Consider the following 14,164-nt stretch of genomic DNA (forward strand, 5'->3'; position numbering starts at 1 on the left):
CTCAAACGCTCCTTTACTGCATAGTGAATTCATTATACCTCTGCTGTCAAAAGACGTGCAAGAAAGCCCCGGCAACGCGCACCCTAGGGCTGAGCTATCTCTTTTAATTCGCGCAGCACCAGCTTGCCGCTACAACGTCCGCACCGATACTTGGCCGGGTTCATTTTGCGTTTGCGCTTGTAGCTCATCCCACATGCCCGGCAAACAAGCTCGTAGCGATAGGGCAAAACCGTGCGACCATTGCCTACTTGCTGACAGTATCGACTTCCTCCCACCTGTTTAAGCAACACCTGAAAATCTCGATCCGCATGACGGTACCCTTTCTTCGCAATATGCAGATGATAGTGACACAGCTCATGCTTGATGATCGCTGCCAGCTCTTCTAAACCATGCTCCTCCAAATGCCGAGGATTTAGCTCAATATCGTGCGAGCGCAGCAGGTATCTACCGCCCGTCGTGCGCAATCTGCTGTTAAAGCGGGCCTGATGGCGAAAGGGCGTGGCAAAAAACTCGCTGGATATTGTCTCCACCAGCATTTGCAATTCCTGATCGGTCATCTCATCTCCTCCGCTTCTCTTCTTCTTTCACGATAGCAGTTAATGTTGAAAAGTGCTAGACAGATAGGCTACACTGGGTGGAAGAAAAGTAGAATGGTGGAGGAGCTCATGCGCTATTTGATGTTGCAGGAGAACACAGGGCTGCATTTTGTTGCACTCCCGGAATCTCATATGTATCAGCTGGTCGCACTTTTTAAGCGGCTGTATAAGGAAATCGACAAACTGACGATTTCCGATCGACCTGAGCTGCCGGCAGTTCTGGCTGAGTGCGCTGATCTGGAACTTCTGGGAAATGACCTATCGATCACCGAGGGGCTGGATTACGTAAGCCAGCTGGAGCGTCGCTTTGCCTCCCTACAGGAGAGCGAGTATCCGCTTATTTCCTTGTTGACCGAGATTCGTGCGCTGCAAGCACAGCTGGAGTTTTTAAACGAAGAAGAATAAGTTTTACAAAAAGAGGTACCTCCTGCTCGTCTCTTGCATACATTGCCAATAGACGATTAAATCCAGGAGGTACCTTCATGCCACAATGGATGCGTAGGCAATTGCAGCGTGCCTTCATTGGGAAGGACGTTCGACAAATTCGTTTGTTGAACAGTTGTTGGTTCCTATATTGGGAAAAACATGGCGGCCGTCCACAGTAAATGAGGAGGCCGCCTTTTTGCTGTATCTGAAGCGAAGCGATTAGCCTTCTGCCTTTTCGATCATCGTCATTCCGACACGCTGGCGCTTCTCATCAATCTCAACTACCCACACGTCCACAATATCGCCTACCGTGACCACATCAAGCGGATGCTTGACGAAGCCCTTTCTCAATCGGGAAATGTGTACCAGACCGTCATTTTTCAGCCCGATGTCCACAAATGCCCCGAAGTCCACTACATTCCGTACCGTACCTTGCAGCTTCATGCCTACAGCGAGATCAGACAGTTGGAGAACATCGCTGCGCAGCAGTGGTTTAGGGAGTTCATCACGCGGATCGCGCCCTGGACGAAGCAAGCTCTCTACGATGTCTTGCAATGTCGGCTCCCCGATCCCCAGCTGACTTGCTGTTGCAGCCACATCCAGCGCTTGCAGCCGCTCCCGGCACAGCTCGCTGCCGATTTGCTCCGGCGCAATGCCGATCATCGCAAGTAGCTTGTGAGTAGCCGTGTAGGACTCAGGGTGAATCGGAGTCTTGTCCAGCAGGTTATTTCCATCGACGATCCGTAGAAAGCCAATGCATTGCTCATACGTTTTAGCGCCAAGACGAGGAACTTCTTTGAGCTGGGAACGAGTAGTGAATTTCCCGACCTCTTCGCGCTTCTTCACAATATTGCCCGCGACCTGCCGACTGATCCCTGACACATACTGCAGCAGCGAAGGTGATGCCGTATTGACGTCCACGCCGACATGGTTAACTGCCGATTCGACTACAAACTGGAGGCTGTCCGCCAGACGCGATTGGGATACGTCGTGCTGGTATTGTCCTACCCCAACGGACTTCGGATCGATCTTGACCAGTTCAGCAAGCGGGTCCTGCAAGCGCCGAGCGATGGATGCTGCACTGCGTTCTGCCACATCCAGGTCTGGAAACTCTTCCTTGGCCACTGCGGAAGCCGAATAAACAGACGCTCCAGCCTCATTGACGATGATATACATAACGTCTCGCTTCAGTTCCTTCAGCAGCGTCGCAATAAACTGCTCCGTCTCTCGTGACGCCGTTCCGTTGCCAATCGCCACTACGGTAACACTGTATGCTTCAATCATCTGCTTGACCTTTGCCGATGCCTCCGCCACTTTGTTTACGGGTGGAGTCGGATAAACAACGGCGACCTCCAGCAGCTTGCCGGTTTCATCTACGACAGCCAGCTTACAGCCTGTACGAAATGCCGGGTCCACACCGAGCACTACTTTGCCTTTTACAGGTGGCTGAAGCAGTAAATTGCGGAGGTTCTCTGAAAAAATATGAATCGCACGTTCTTCAGCCGCTTCTGTCAGCTCTGTACGTACCTCGCGCTCGATGGATGGTGCAATCAAGCGTTTATAGGCATCCTCTACCGTCGTCTCCAAAATAGAGCGTACGACTGTCTCACGGGAAATGACGCGGCGCTGGATCCAGGCCAGGATTTCTGGTACAGGGGCTTCCACCGCTACCTTGAGAATGCCTTCGTTCTCTCCGCGATTAATCGCCAGCACTCGGTGAGGAACTACCTTTTTCAAAGGTTCATTATATGCGTAATACATTTGATAAACATTTTTCTCGTCTGCTTCTTCCGCTTTTTGCTCGGATACCAGCAAGCCTTTTTGCATGGTACGCTCCCGAACCCATTGGCGAATATCCGGGTCGTCAGAGTATTGCTCGGCGATGATATCCATAGCACCTTGCAAAGCTTGTTCTGCTGTCTCTACTCCTTTTTCCGGGTTAACGTAGCCCATTGCCTCTGCTTCAGGCGCTCCTGATTTCGGGAGGCTGAGCAGGTAAGTAGCAAGCGGCTCCAGCCCTTTTTCCTTTGCCATGGTCGCTCGCGTACGCCGCTTTTGGCGATAAGGACGATACAGGTCTTCTACTTCCTGCAATTTTGTTGCACGCTCAATGGCCGCCTTCAGTTCTTCTGTCAGCTTGCCTTGTTCTTCAATGAGACGTACGACTTCCTCTTTGCGTACAGACAGGTTACGCAAATAACGAACGCGTTCTTCAATGGCTCGAATCTGCGTCTCGTCCAGCTGCCCGGTCATTTCTTTTCGATAGCGGGCTATAAAAGGAACCGTGTTTCCCTCATCCAAAAGAGTAATCGTGCGTTCCGCTTGATGAGGCTTAACGCCTGTATCTTGGGCAACGGTCTGGATCATCAACGTAAGCTCCATACATATCCTCCTGCGATCGTACTTCGCCGTTTATTGTACCATATTTGTTTGCAAAGTCTGGAAACCTGAAAAAGAAAAAAGGTGCCAGCCGACACCTTTTTTACGTGCTCACTCACGTTACTGTTTCCAGATGATCCACTCTCAATGCTTCTCGCAGCTTCCCCAATGCCCGTCGCTGCAGCCTCGATATATGCATCTGGGACATCCCCATGACATCTCCTGCCTGCTTCTGGCTCAAGTTTTGATAAAAAGTTAAATGAATGATTTCTTTTTCCCGTTTGTCCAGTACATGCAGGGCTCGATCCAGCATCATGTGCTGTTCGATCTGGTCGTAACCCGGCTCCGCCGAGCCTACGAGGTCTAACAGCGTAATGGTATGCCCGTCGTTATCTGCTTCCAGCTCGCTGTCCATGGAGAGGGAATGGTAGCTGCGCCCCATTTCCAATGTCTCCAGCACGGCCTCTTCGGTCACACCCAGGTGCTGCGCGATATCTGAGATTTGGGGAGATCTTTGGAGTTGTGTGGTCAATTCGTCAACGACACGCTTAATTTTTGGACTCAGTTCTTTTACTCTTCGCGGCACATGAACACTCCAGGTCTTGTCCCGAATATACCGTTTGATTTCACCCACAATAGTGGGAATGGCAAAGCTTTCGAAGCTTCTCTCAAAGGACGGGTCAAATCGGCGTAGAGAAGCTAGCAAGCCAATCATTCCGACCTGAATCAAGTCTTCGTGCATGATTTGTCCGCGGACAAATTTTTTGGCCAATGTCTCTACGAGAGGAGTATAGGCCCTCACCAATTGCTCCTGCAGATGGGCATGTCCAGTTTGCCAATATTGGTGGGTAAGCTCCTTTAACTCCTCAGCACTATACTTCTGCTTTCGAGATTGTCCAGTCATCATCACCAGCCACCCCATCCCGACGAACATACTTGGTCATGGAAATTGCCACGCCTCGGTCCGAACGAATCACGACTTCATCCATCAGCGTATGGATCAGATAGAGTCCCAGTCCGCCCTCTTCCAGATCATCAATGTCCCTGCCCGAATAAATCGGGGTCAGTTGATCCGGCTTAAACTCTCCTGTAAATCCAACTCCCTGATCAGAGATTACAATTACCAAACGATCGGAATGAACGTGGCACGACATGTGAATCGCACCAGGCTCTTCGTCTTCTCCATAGGCATGTTCAACCGCATTCGTGCAGGCTTCTCCCACTGCTAGCTTGATGTCTTCTATGTCCTCGTAGGAAAATCCCATGCGATTGGCTACACCAGATACAGTCAGACGAGCCACTCCCAGATACTCTGTCTGGCTAGGGAAGGTCAGCTGAATCACGTCTGCCTTAGGTCCATTTTGACCCATTACTCGCTCTCTCCTTTGTGGATGGCAATATGATCGTACAAGCCAGTAATGCGAAACAGCCTTTCCACGCGAGAAGACAGCTTGTCTACCTGAAAGGTACACTCCGTCTGCTTGCAAGCTTTCATGACCGCGATGAAAATTCCTATTCCCGTACTATCCATGTACTCTACTGCTTCCAAATTGACGCTAATCATTGCCGCATTAGGCTGTTTGGCCAGCGCCATCAGCGTCTCCTTCACTTGTGCCCCTGTATAAGCGTCGATGTCGCCCCTCAAGATCACATAATGCTCGTTTTCTGTGCTCGTTGTTTCCATTGTCAGATCCATCCTCAGGCTCCTTCCCGAGCTTTGCTCAGTTTCTTCGTAGTACAATCATGGTGTAATCATCTGGCAGTTCAAACTGGGAAAGCAGAAGCAGCCTGCTGTAGATTGCATCGGCCATATGCTGTGCCGATGAGCCTACCTCTGCTTGCAAATAGGATATAAGCTCGTCCCTGTGCAAGTAATATCGGTTAATTTTGCGTTCTGTTACACCATCAGTCAGAAGAATCAGAACATCTTCTTCCTCAAGGTGGATCTCGTACTCCTCGTACTCCGTATCCTGGCATAGTCCAAGCGCCGCACCCTGGCCCTCCAGATCGTAAAAACGGCCTGTTTTCGCCCGGTAGAGGAAGCCTGGTTCATGTCCTGCTACCGCATAACGAAAGCGATGAGTATTCGTATCGTAGCTTCCCAAAAGCATAGTTACAAACATACTGCTGTCGATATTTCGCTCCACGACGCGATTTAGATGGCGAAGCATATCGTTTGGACCCATCTGGATTTCCCCGAGACTGTCCATGGCATATTTCAGCATGGACATGCACATCGCCGCTGGTATTCCTTTTCCCGTAATATCTGCTATGGTGAGACAAAACCGATGGTCGTCCTGTGTAATCACATTATAAAAATCGCCTGAAATCTGATGAGCTGCAACGCTCACCAGGCCAATCTCCATGCCTCGGTAAACAGGAATTTCACGTGGCAAAAGCGTTTGCTGCATAGCAGATGCTACTGCGATCTCCGACTCCATCTGTTGATGCCGGTTTCTCCAGCTATTCACTGATCTGTGTTCAATTCCGTATTCAATCATTACTTCGGTCAGAATGGAAAAGGAGGCCCGTACAAACTCTGGTACCTCCCCCAGCTTTTCCAGTGCTCTTCCGTGCAAGTCAGTTAGTTCCTCTGGCGAAATATCTTTGGAGAGAAGCCATTTCCCTAATTGCTGAGCACCGTACAGCTGGTCTTCCGAGAGGCCACTCAGGTAATCCCGAAGAATTTTTACGTACTCTTCTTCCAAGCTCCGGGCTACCATTCCCGTCCACCTTCCTCTGGTTGGTTGTGCCACTTCACAACGACGACGCGGGTCCCTTTTTCTGGCGAGCTCTGAATGTCAAACTCATCCATCATGCGCCTGACTCCTGGCAATCCGGCACCGAGTGCACCGGAAGTAGAGAATCCATCTTCCAACGCTTTGCGAATATCACGAATTCCAGGTCCCGCATCAACGGCTGTCAGCTGTAATCCGATCGAACCGTTGCGTTCTACCGGTGATATGGTGATCGTTCCTTTGCCTGCGTACAAATAAATATTGCGAGCCAATTCTGAAATGGAGGTGGCAATTCGCGACTGCATGATTGTGCCAAAGCCAAGCTGTCTCGACATATTTCTCCCTACTTGTCTAGCTGCCACAATATCCGTCTCTTTTTCAATATTGATTGTCTCAGGGTAACAGCACTGCCACAATCAAAAAACCCCTTCCGCCCTCACTTGATAGGTAGAAATATAATGAATGCGAAGCGAAGTTTTTCTCTACCTCGGAATATAAAGCAAATCGTGTCACATTTTGTCTACAATTCTTCACGAACTAAATTCGCTACATGCGTGGGGATTCCCTGCCCCCCACATCAGAAAACTTGACATATGACCAAGTTCAATAGGAAAGCCTATATTTTTTATTCTTTCGACCACTGTATGTTTGCGCAAAAAGGCATGCAAAAAAACCACTTGCATTTCTCAAGTGGCTTTTCCTCTCCAAGGGTCTGATCCATTCATTAAAAGTCAATAAGTCCCAAACTGATTTGCAAGGATTCATTAACTCGATCCATCATCTCATCATCAAGATGGGTTATCTTATCGGTCAGCCGTTGTTTGTCAATGGTTCGAATTTGTTCCAACAGAATGACGGAGTCACGATCAAATCCATATGTTTTTGCGTCAATCTCAACATGCGTAGGCAACTTTGCCTTTTGTATCTGCGCCGTAATGGCTGCGACGATGACCGTCGGACTAAATCGATTTCCAATGTCGTTTTGAATGACTAAAACAGGCCGCACGCCTCCTTGCTCAGAACCAACGACCGGTGACAGGTCCGCGAAAAACACATCGCCGCGTTTGACAATCATTGGTTACACCCCGCTAACTAAGCGGACAAGAGTATGGTCAGCCTCTTCCTCTGCGCCAAAAGCCTCCGATGCCATTTTCAGATTGATCTTAGCCATCTCCATGTACCCTTTTTGCATCGTCTCACGGATCGTGCGTTTCTTACGCTCCTTCAAATACAAATGCATCGCCTGGCGAATAAATTCGCTGCGATTGGATTTTTCCTTTTGAATGACGCCATCAACTTCTTGAAGTAAGTGTTGTGGCAAACTGATCATGATGCGTTTCGTGTTTGACTTCGACAAGACAAATCCACCTCCAACCATGACCGTAACTTCCATCCGCTACGATTGCTCTACTGATAAAATGTGTCAGTACGAACAATACCATTATGTCGAAACCATTGCAAAAATATACCTATCCATACGCTCTGAAACAAAACGGTCATGTCCGCTTTGTAAACCGCTAAGCGGCCACATCTACCTATAATGAAAAACGACGATAACGTTCTTCACATGAATAGCCTGTTTTTGCGCTTAACTAGTATTCGCGTTTCGCATTCAAATTCCTGCTGGATTTTGCTTGCTAGTTATTTACAGTTTTTTGAGCAACCTGCTTCATCGTAAGCGGATGAAAAACACCGACCTCTTCCTGGTTGCGGAAATAAACGCGAGGAATCCGGTAATTCAGCATGCAGGGAACCTCATAATTGATGGTGCCGATTCGTGCTGCCACCTCATCCAACGAGATTTCCTCATCGCCCGATTTTCCATAGAGGACGATCTCGTCACCTGGTTGACCCGTCCCTTGTTCCAGTCTCACCATAATTTGATCCATACAAACCTTGCCGATAATCGGTGAGCGAGAACCGTTGTACAGTACCTCTCCCGAGTTGGACAGAAGACGCGAGAAGCCGTCAGCATACCCGATCGGCAGAGTAGCTACCTGTTCGCCAGGCTGCGCACAATACGTAGCTCCGTAGCTGATCGTCATTGGCTGTGTAGCTGTTTTTACATGAGCAATTCTTGTTTTTAACGAGAGGGCTGGGACAAGTGAAACATCCTTGCGCTCTTTCATGTAAGGCGAAGGATACAATCCGTATAAACCTATGCCCAAACGGATGCTATCATACCCCCATTCGGGAAAAGCAATGGCAGCAGCCGTATTGCAGCAATGAATCATGGGCAGTTTTTTGCCAGCATCACACAAAGATTGTAACAAAGTTTGAAACGTTTCGTGTTGTCGTCGCACATGGGTAGTATCTGGCTCATCCGCGCAGGCAAAGTGAGTAAAAATGCCAGACCAGTCCAGCTTGGAGGACTGTTCTACAGCAGTTACTACCTGCATCAGTTCCTCTTGTGTACGGACTCCTAGTCGTCCCATTCCGGTGTCGACCTTGATGTGCAATCCAATCGATTCCAGATTCGCCTGTTGTAAAAGAGCGTTGGCCTGGGTAATCCATTCACTGTTGTACGCAGTCAGTTGTACTTTCAACCTGCTGGCAATTTCCACTGACCGGGCAGGTGTGAATCCAAGCACAAGTATAGGCGCCTGAACCCCCGCCTCACGCAGTACGATCGCTTCATCGAGCATAGCAACAGCCAACGAATCTGCTCCACTCGCCAGCGCTTCTTCTCCCACACGGACTGCTCCATGGCCGTAGCCATCTGCCTTCACCACAGCGATAATGCCTGTGCTTGCTGGCAAATGACGTCTGAACGTCTCGACATTGGCCCGGATGGCGTCCAAATCAACCTCAACCCAAGTGTCACGACAAAACGGTTTCATTTTTATCTCCTCTTGTTCCCTTTTTTATAGTAAAACAAGCGCTCATTTAAGTGTGTGAGAAACTGCCGGGAAACCATTAGCGATTCTTTCTTGCCCGCCAGTCTGTAAAAATGACGTCCTTCGTTGATCTGCTCCACCTCAGATAACGGGTAGCTGGTCTCTTGCCCAGACATGGTAATGATCAGATGCGTTTTCGTCAGCTTGTACATCGGTCGCAGAATCGACTTGTACAAAAAGGGGGACAGACCAACGACTGCAATCGCAATGGCAAAAGCAAGCACCTTGAAGGTTGTGTTATTGGTTGGAAGAATCTGTGCCAGGATCATCATCCCAATAACAAATAGGATGGTTTCACTAATACGCATGCGCCATGTTTTTCGCAATAGCATGTCCTTGTAGCTCGATTCCTCCTGGTACAAAACATCGGTAGTCGGTTTTTTCATGTAAAGCATGCCACCTCAATCGATATAAGTTACTCTGAATGTATCCTTTTTTGCTGTCATGTGTCAATTGACGGAATAGAAAAAGAAACCCCAAATAAATGGAGTTTCTTTTTCGTTAGCTCTAGCGAATTACGCCTCGCTGTTTTCTTCTTTTGCTTCTTTTTGATCCTTGTCATGGCGTGGGAAGACTACTTTTTCAAAGCTTCCATCAACCATTTTTTGAACCATTTCTGTCAGCTTCTCGTTGCGCTCGTCAGCTTGCTCCTGTGTCAGCTTGCCTGCTGCTACCGCCTCTTTTACTTGTGCCTCATGCTGTTTGACTAGAAGAGCTACGACATCGTCTGCATCTACACCTTGCTCCTCTGCGATAGTCGCAAGTGATTTACCTGCTTTCAGAGCTTCTTGCAGCTTGTCAGCATCCAGCTTGAGGAGGGTAAGTAGTTCTTCATTTTTGTTCATACCAAAGCCGAAGCCCATACCTTTACCCGGTCCTCTGCCTTGATGTGTGCTCTCCACCATCTCTTTTACCCGGACGCTTGCGTTTTCATTCATTTTGTCAGCTTGCTCCTGTGTCAGCTTGCCTGCCTTTACCGCTTCTGCAAGCTTGGCTTCCTGCTGCTTCACCAGAAGAGATACCAGATCATCTGTCGACACTCCCTGCGCTTGCGCTACTGCTGCGAGCGATTTGTCTGCCTGGAGCGCTTCTTTGAGTCCGTCAGCATCCAGTTTCAAGAGTGTGAGCAGCTCTTCATTCTTTTCAAAGCCTCCACCGAACGGCTTGCCGAAGCCTCTGCCCTGGTGCGTATTTTCTACTTGAGCTTTGACATGCTCATTTGCGTTTTCCGTCATTTTGTCCGCTTGCTCTTGTGTCAGCTTGCCTGCTTTTACTGCCTCCGTCAGCTTTGCTTCCTGCTGCTTCACCAGGAGTGCTACCACATCATCTGTAGCTACGCCCTGCGCTTCTGCTACAGCTGCCAAGGACTTGCCTGACTTCAGCTCTTCTTGCAGCTTGTCAGCGTTCAGCTTCAGAAGGGAGAGCAGCTCTTCGTTCTTCTCGTAGCCTCCACCAAAGCCTCTTCCTTTGTCAAAGCCTTTTCCTGTATGCGTGTTCTCTACCTGATCCTTAACAAGCTCGCTTGCATTTTCCGTCATCTTGTCAGCTTGCTCTTGGGTCAGCTTGCCTGCTTTTACCGCCTCCGCAAGCTTTGCTTCCTGCTGCTTCACCAGGAGTGCTACCACGTCATCTGTATCCACGCCCTGAGCCTCTGCTATCTCTGCCAAGGACTTGCCTGCTTTCAGCTCTTCTTGCAGCTTGTCAGCATCCAGCTTCAGAAGGGAAAGCAGCTCCGTGTTCTCCTTGTAGGAAACCTTCATGCCGAATCCGCCGCGGTGGTCCATTTTGCCTCCTGCAAAGTTCACTTGTGCAGGTTTATTCCATTGTTGATTTTGTGTTGTTTGTGTTTGTGCCGTATCTGCCGCCAAGGCGCTGCCTAGGCTACCCAGACTCAGAACCGCTGCCATCGTTCCCAAAAGCATCCCCAATTTTGCTTTACTAAACATATACACTCAATCCTTTCATCTGCTGTTGTGATGTACCGTACCTCTTGGGTACATGACTAAGTGTACAAGTGGTTTTTTAGATTCCCCTTTGATAAAAGTGGAAAACTTGAGGGAAAGTCACGAAAAAAAAAGAGAACGGCTTTGACCGTCCCCTCTCCCATCATTATTTGCCGCCGACACCGTACGTAGACTGTGCCACGGAAATCATTTCTTCCTCAGGCAAGTCTCCCGCCAGCATAAACTCTACGCCGTCCAGCTCCCATGTGAGAATACGGCGATTGTCGTCCGTCTGCGCCAGGACTCCTACTGTAAAGCCCAGGTTAACTGGCATACCCTGCTCATATGTGACCGAGACTTCGGTCGGACGTGCCTCAACCAGCTTGTAGTTATAGGTGCCTTTGTAGTTCAGGACGACCGTCCGCACACCATTTTTTGTCACTGGCTCTATATTTCCTTGTTTCACGCCTTCTGGAACATAAGTAGGTACAATCACACCAAACTGACTATTAGGCTGCTCCATGACCTGCCCGTTCGTGCCCATCGTTGGGATCGAAGGCAGTGAGCTGGTTGTCATGTTGCGATCCTTGTCAAACGCATCCTTATCAAAGGATGGGTTGAACGCAAATTCAGTAAAGTTGATTTTCACCAGTGGCTGCATACTGGAATCCATGATCTCTGCATGCGTAGGTTTGAAATCTTCTGTCAGCCAAATTTTTTGCTTCGTAAGTGAACGATTGCCGCTGTAGTTGGCTTTGACCTCGAATACATACTGCTTTTCTTCCATCTTCATTTGTCGCTCAGCATCGTCAATAATACTGCGCGCGAGTGTTTCATAAAGATAGAGTGGTCCGTTGTTTTCTGGCCAGCCACTTTGGAAGCGGAAGCTCTTGTTCAAATGAGGCGTCAGGACAAAAACCCCTTCCCCATTTCTCAAGATAATCTGTGTGATGCCACGCTGCTTGGAAGTGAGTGCGACCCGATAATTGTTCGGTTTCTCATACCAAACCTGAACATCGTACTCCATCGGCGTAGAGCCCGTCTGCATGGTCAAAACTGCTTGAGACTTGTACCCCGACATTTTCCCCAGCGTACCGCTCAAGTCGCTCACCACATCTTCTGGTGTTTTCTGACCAAAGCAGCCGCCGAGCAGCAGAGAGAAGACCAACAATAACACCAGTGGTAAAGCTGCTCGTTTCATTCAATGAATTCCTCCTTGTCAAAATTTTCGACAAAGAAGGGCATCCCTGTCTATTTCCTGGGAAATCTGTCAGTCTATCGCCTCATGCAGCGTTCATCGTGTCACTTGTCGCTTTTTGCCTATGGGGACGCGATATCGCTTGATCGGCTAAAGACTTACTCTTCCTGTAAGAGCAGGTAGTCCCTCCTGATCTACGCGATATAAATGTATGTCCATCCTCGTCCCAATATGCAGACAAGTTTAAACTTGTTCCACAACGACTTGCGCAATGGCATAAGCACTGCTATGTGAAATACTCAGGTGTATCCGTACATTTGAAGGGTCTAGCCCAAGTCTATGGTAAACCTCATCCTTTATTTTCATTTCCGGTTTTCCGAGTTCGATCGGTACGATCTCCATGTCAAGAAAGCTAATTGTTCCCCCGATCCCTGTGCCAAGTGCTTTTGATCCCGCCTCTTTGGCTGCAAATCGTCCGGCAATAAACTCAGCTTGCCTCGCTTCTGGCTTGCCCTGCAAGAGCTGTTGCTCCTCTATCGTTAAGAATCGGCTGATCGCACTTTTTTGGCGCTTGACCAGCTTAGAAATCCGTTCAATCTCCACTATATCTACACCAATGCCAACAATCATCGACTAGGCTCTCTCCCGTCTTTTGGATTCACGCCTCACAGTATCATTCGTATTTATTGTTGGCAAGCTGCAACGCAAAAAAACCCCCGCAAATTGCGAGGGTTCGTTATCCACTGGCTACTCAGTAGCTTGGCCAGAAGATTGTTGAGAAGCAGACTTCGCAGCAGATTGTTGGTTTTGACGACGAACTTCAGCTGCGTTAGTCTCGCTTGCGAATTCAGTAGCTTGACCTGCTGTTTGTTGAGAAGCAGACTGCGCAGCGGATTGTTGGTTTTGACGACGAACTTCCGATACGTTAGTCTCGCTTGCGAATTCAGTTGCAGTGCTTTGCGCTTGATTCGCTTGGTTCATTCCAGCTTGATTGTTTTGCTTAGGCATTGTTCCTTTCACCTCCTCGACGTCACTGAAGTTAATTTGTACGTTGCACTCCGATCGTATCCATCCTCATTTTTCCAGAATACTGGTAGAAAAAGCAGGTTCAGCTTTCGGGCATGCTAGAAGATGTTTTTAAAAAACCTACTTTTGAACACGCATTAGAAGTGTTGACGTGAGCAGGATTTTTTGTGCCGTACGCGAATTGATTTGTTTCCATTCCGTTTTATCGAGAGAAAGGAGCATTTACCATGGCCCATACTGTAATCATTTACACGCAAACAACCTGCGGTCCTTGTCAGGAAGAAAAAATGTGGCTGACCCAGCAGCAAATTGCTTTCGAAGACAGGGATATTCGTAAGAACGATACCTACTTCCAGGAAGCAATCAACCTCGGTGCAAATATGACCCCCGTCACACATATTAAAAAGGAAAATGGCGACGAAATTGTCATTCATGGCTTCGACAAGGAAGAATTAGCAAAACATTTATTGTAGAAGGGTAAGTAGCGCCTCAACTTTCCTCCACGAAAAAAAGCGTTGGATCTTGTTTGATCCAACGCTCCTAAGACGCTTCAGCCGAAGGATGGTTCATTCTCGGCTGATTTTTGTTTGATGACTGGTGACATATCCGGCAAGTGTGAAAGAATCTGCTTGACTGCAGGAGCGCACTCCGTATTGACCGAGTAAAATACCCACGGTCCTTTTCTGCGCTCTTTTACCAAACCATGTGTCTTTAGCTTAGCTAAGTGCTGGGAAACCGAGGGTTGGGACGTTTGCAGAATCTCCACAAGATCACGAACACATAAGGACTGTACTTGCAGGAGGGCCATGATCGTCAAGCGCGTCTTGTCACCTAGCAGCTTGTAAACCTCTGACAAAAACAGTACCTGCATCAAATCCATTTCCATACGAACCCACCTTTGCCTTGCATATCTGTATCCCAGTATACTATATGCCTTATAAGGTCGGGAAGATATGAACGT

At 48.5% G+C, this 14,164-nt stretch carries 19 protein-coding genes; 3 read left to right on the forward strand and 16 right to left on the reverse strand.

Going from position 1 to position 14,164, the window contains the following annotated elements; all coding sequences use genetic code 11:
• Positions 1-83: 83 nt before the first annotated feature.
• On the reverse strand, positions 84-557 hold the full coding sequence (locus SB752_RS20280) for a SprT family protein (protein WP_410717384.1): 474 nt from the start codon (positions 555-557) through the stop codon (positions 84-86).
• 108 nt (positions 558-665) lie between these two features.
• Here SB752_RS20280 and SB752_RS20285 point away from each other — a divergent pair, with 108 nt between their 5' ends.
• Entirely contained in the window at positions 666-1,001 is a 336-nt protein-coding gene (locus SB752_RS20285) for a hydrolase/acyltransferase (RefSeq protein ID WP_410717385.1), read from the forward strand.
• 77 nt (positions 1,002-1,078) lie between these two features.
• Entirely contained in the window at positions 1,079-1,201 is a 123-nt protein-coding gene (cmpA, locus tag SB752_RS20290) for a cortex morphogenetic protein CmpA (protein ID WP_003389777.1), read from the forward strand.
• A 40-nt stretch (positions 1,202-1,241) separates the two neighbouring features.
• Here the strand turns inward: cmpA and SB752_RS20295 are convergent, their stop codons facing one another.
• From SB752_RS20295 to SB752_RS20360, 14 genes are all read right to left on the reverse strand, one after another.
• Positions 1,242-3,404, reverse strand: coding sequence for a Tex family protein (locus tag SB752_RS20295; protein ID WP_410717386.1), 2,163 nt, complete (start codon positions 3,402-3,404; stop codon positions 1,242-1,244).
• Positions 3,405-3,516: 112 nt separating this feature from the next.
• Positions 3,517-4,305, reverse strand: coding sequence for an RNA polymerase sigma factor SigB (gene sigB, locus SB752_RS20300; RefSeq protein ID WP_410717523.1), 789 nt, complete (start codon positions 4,303-4,305; stop codon positions 3,517-3,519).
• A complete protein-coding gene (gene rsbW, locus SB752_RS20305) occupies positions 4,274-4,771 on the reverse strand; it encodes an anti-sigma B factor RsbW (protein ID WP_410717387.1) in 498 nt (165 codons plus the stop codon). The genes sigB and rsbW overlap by 32 nt, the downstream gene beginning before the upstream one ends.
• Positions 4,771-5,097 carry an STAS domain-containing protein gene (locus tag SB752_RS20310; protein ID WP_410717388.1) on the reverse strand — a complete coding sequence of 109 codons (327 nt, stop codon included), beginning with the start codon at positions 5,095-5,097 and terminating at the stop codon, positions 4,771-4,773. Before SB752_RS20310 ends, rsbW begins: the two co-directional genes overlap by 1 nt.
• 25 nt (positions 5,098-5,122) lie before the next feature.
• Positions 5,123-6,124 (reverse strand): PP2C family protein-serine/threonine phosphatase, encoded by a 1,002-nt coding sequence (locus SB752_RS20315; protein WP_410717389.1) that lies wholly within the window; start codon positions 6,122-6,124, stop codon positions 5,123-5,125.
• Complete coding sequence (locus tag SB752_RS20320; protein WP_373419737.1) at positions 6,118-6,501, reverse strand: anti-sigma regulatory factor; 384 nt, start codon at positions 6,499-6,501, stop codon at positions 6,118-6,120. The genes SB752_RS20315 and SB752_RS20320 overlap by 7 nt, the downstream gene beginning before the upstream one ends.
• Before the next feature lie 362 nt (positions 6,502-6,863).
• The gene (locus tag SB752_RS20325; RefSeq protein WP_005830205.1) at positions 6,864-7,214 is read right to left on the reverse strand and encodes a type II toxin-antitoxin system PemK/MazF family toxin; all 351 of its coding nucleotides are present in this window, start codon (positions 7,212-7,214) and stop codon (positions 6,864-6,866) included.
• A gap of 3 nt (positions 7,215-7,217) precedes the next feature.
• Positions 7,218-7,517: a CopG family ribbon-helix-helix protein gene (locus tag SB752_RS20330; protein WP_025845698.1), complete on the reverse strand. Its 300-nt coding sequence runs from the start codon at positions 7,515-7,517 to the stop codon at positions 7,218-7,220.
• 259 nt (positions 7,518-7,776) lie between these two features.
• The gene (gene alr / locus SB752_RS20335; protein ID WP_410717390.1) at positions 7,777-8,979 is read right to left on the reverse strand and encodes an alanine racemase; all 1,203 of its coding nucleotides are present in this window, start codon (positions 8,977-8,979) and stop codon (positions 7,777-7,779) included.
• Positions 8,980-8,981: 2 nt separating this feature from the next.
• A complete protein-coding gene (locus tag SB752_RS20340; protein WP_410717391.1) occupies positions 8,982-9,422 on the reverse strand; it encodes a hypothetical protein in 441 nt (146 codons plus the stop codon).
• Between the two features lie 129 nt (positions 9,423-9,551).
• Positions 9,552-10,982 carry a coiled-coil domain-containing protein gene (locus tag SB752_RS20345; protein WP_410717392.1) on the reverse strand — a complete coding sequence of 477 codons (1,431 nt, stop codon included), beginning with the start codon at positions 10,980-10,982 and terminating at the stop codon, positions 9,552-9,554.
• A gap of 163 nt (positions 10,983-11,145) precedes the next feature.
• Positions 11,146-12,180 carry a DUF4367 domain-containing protein gene (locus tag SB752_RS20350; RefSeq protein WP_410717393.1) on the reverse strand — a complete coding sequence of 345 codons (1,035 nt, stop codon included), beginning with the start codon at positions 12,178-12,180 and terminating at the stop codon, positions 11,146-11,148.
• A gap of 240 nt (positions 12,181-12,420) precedes the next feature.
• Positions 12,421-12,807, reverse strand: a complete 387-nt coding sequence (gene acpS, locus SB752_RS20355) for a holo-ACP synthase (RefSeq protein WP_410717394.1) — start codon at positions 12,805-12,807, stop codon at positions 12,421-12,423.
• A 117-nt stretch (positions 12,808-12,924) separates the two neighbouring features.
• Complete coding sequence (locus SB752_RS20360; protein ID WP_410717395.1) at positions 12,925-13,185, reverse strand: gamma-type small acid-soluble spore protein; 261 nt, start codon at positions 13,183-13,185, stop codon at positions 12,925-12,927.
• Positions 13,186-13,430: 245 nt separating this feature from the next.
• On the opposite strand from SB752_RS20360, the gene SB752_RS20365 reads away from it, so the two are divergent.
• Positions 13,431-13,676 (forward strand): glutaredoxin family protein, encoded by a 246-nt coding sequence (locus SB752_RS20365; RefSeq protein WP_410717396.1) that lies wholly within the window; start codon positions 13,431-13,433, stop codon positions 13,674-13,676.
• A 77-nt stretch (positions 13,677-13,753) separates the two neighbouring features.
• On the opposite strand, the gene SB752_RS20370 is transcribed toward SB752_RS20365, so the two are convergent.
• Positions 13,754-14,089 (reverse strand): ArsR/SmtB family transcription factor, encoded by a 336-nt coding sequence (locus SB752_RS20370; protein WP_103108046.1) that lies wholly within the window; start codon positions 14,087-14,089, stop codon positions 13,754-13,756.
• Positions 14,090-14,164 lie beyond the last annotated feature (75 nt).

The organism is Brevibacillus sp. SIMBA_040 (genome assembly GCF_046535075.1).
In the GTDB taxonomy this organism is placed as follows: Bacteria; Bacillota; Bacilli; order Brevibacillales; family Brevibacillaceae; genus Brevibacillus.

Excerpts from the sequence above, each read along its gene's own strand:
- SB752_RS20280 (WP_410717384.1), bottom strand. The coding sequence starts at position 557 with ATGACCGATCAGGAATTGCAAATGCTGGTGGAGACAATATCCAGCGAG.
- SB752_RS20285 (WP_410717385.1), top strand. The coding sequence starts at position 666 with ATGCGCTATTTGATGTTGCAGGAGAACACAGGGCTGCATTTTGTTGCA.
- cmpA (WP_003389777.1), top strand. The coding sequence starts at position 1,079 with ATGCCACAATGGATGCGTAGGCAATTGCAGCGTGCCTTCATTGGGAAG.
- SB752_RS20295 (WP_410717386.1), bottom strand. The coding sequence starts at position 3,404 with ATGGAGCTTACGTTGATGATCCAGACCGTTGCCCAAGATACAGGCGTT.
- sigB (WP_410717523.1), bottom strand. The coding sequence starts at position 4,305 with ATGACTGGACAATCTCGAAAGCAGAAGTATAGTGCTGAGGAGTTAAAG.
- rsbW (WP_410717387.1), bottom strand. The coding sequence starts at position 4,771 with ATGGGTCAAAATGGACCTAAGGCAGACGTGATTCAGCTGACCTTCCCT.
- SB752_RS20310 (WP_410717388.1), bottom strand. The coding sequence starts at position 5,097 with ATGGATCTGACAATGGAAACAACGAGCACAGAAAACGAGCATTATGTG.
- SB752_RS20315 (WP_410717389.1), bottom strand. The coding sequence starts at position 6,124 with ATGGTAGCCCGGAGCTTGGAAGAAGAGTACGTAAAAATTCTTCGGGAT.
- SB752_RS20325 (WP_005830205.1), bottom strand. The coding sequence starts at position 7,214 with ATGATTGTCAAACGCGGCGATGTGTTTTTCGCGGACCTGTCACCGGTC.
- SB752_RS20330 (WP_025845698.1), bottom strand. The coding sequence starts at position 7,517 with ATGGTTGGAGGTGGATTTGTCTTGTCGAAGTCAAACACGAAACGCATC.
- alr (WP_410717390.1), bottom strand. The coding sequence starts at position 8,979 with ATGAAACCGTTTTGTCGTGACACTTGGGTTGAGGTTGATTTGGACGCC.
- SB752_RS20340 (WP_410717391.1), bottom strand. The coding sequence starts at position 9,422 with ATGAAAAAACCGACTACCGATGTTTTGTACCAGGAGGAATCGAGCTAC.
- SB752_RS20345 (WP_410717392.1), bottom strand. The coding sequence starts at position 10,982 with ATGTTTAGTAAAGCAAAATTGGGGATGCTTTTGGGAACGATGGCAGCG.
- SB752_RS20350 (WP_410717393.1), bottom strand. The coding sequence starts at position 12,180 with ATGAAACGAGCAGCTTTACCACTGGTGTTATTGTTGGTCTTCTCTCTG.
- acpS (WP_410717394.1), bottom strand. The coding sequence starts at position 12,807 with ATGATTGTTGGCATTGGTGTAGATATAGTGGAGATTGAACGGATTTCT.
- SB752_RS20360 (WP_410717395.1), bottom strand. The coding sequence starts at position 13,185 with ATGCCTAAGCAAAACAATCAAGCTGGAATGAACCAAGCGAATCAAGCG.
- SB752_RS20365 (WP_410717396.1), top strand. The coding sequence starts at position 13,431 with ATGGCCCATACTGTAATCATTTACACGCAAACAACCTGCGGTCCTTGT.
- SB752_RS20370 (WP_103108046.1), bottom strand. The coding sequence starts at position 14,089 with ATGGAAATGGATTTGATGCAGGTACTGTTTTTGTCAGAGGTTTACAAG.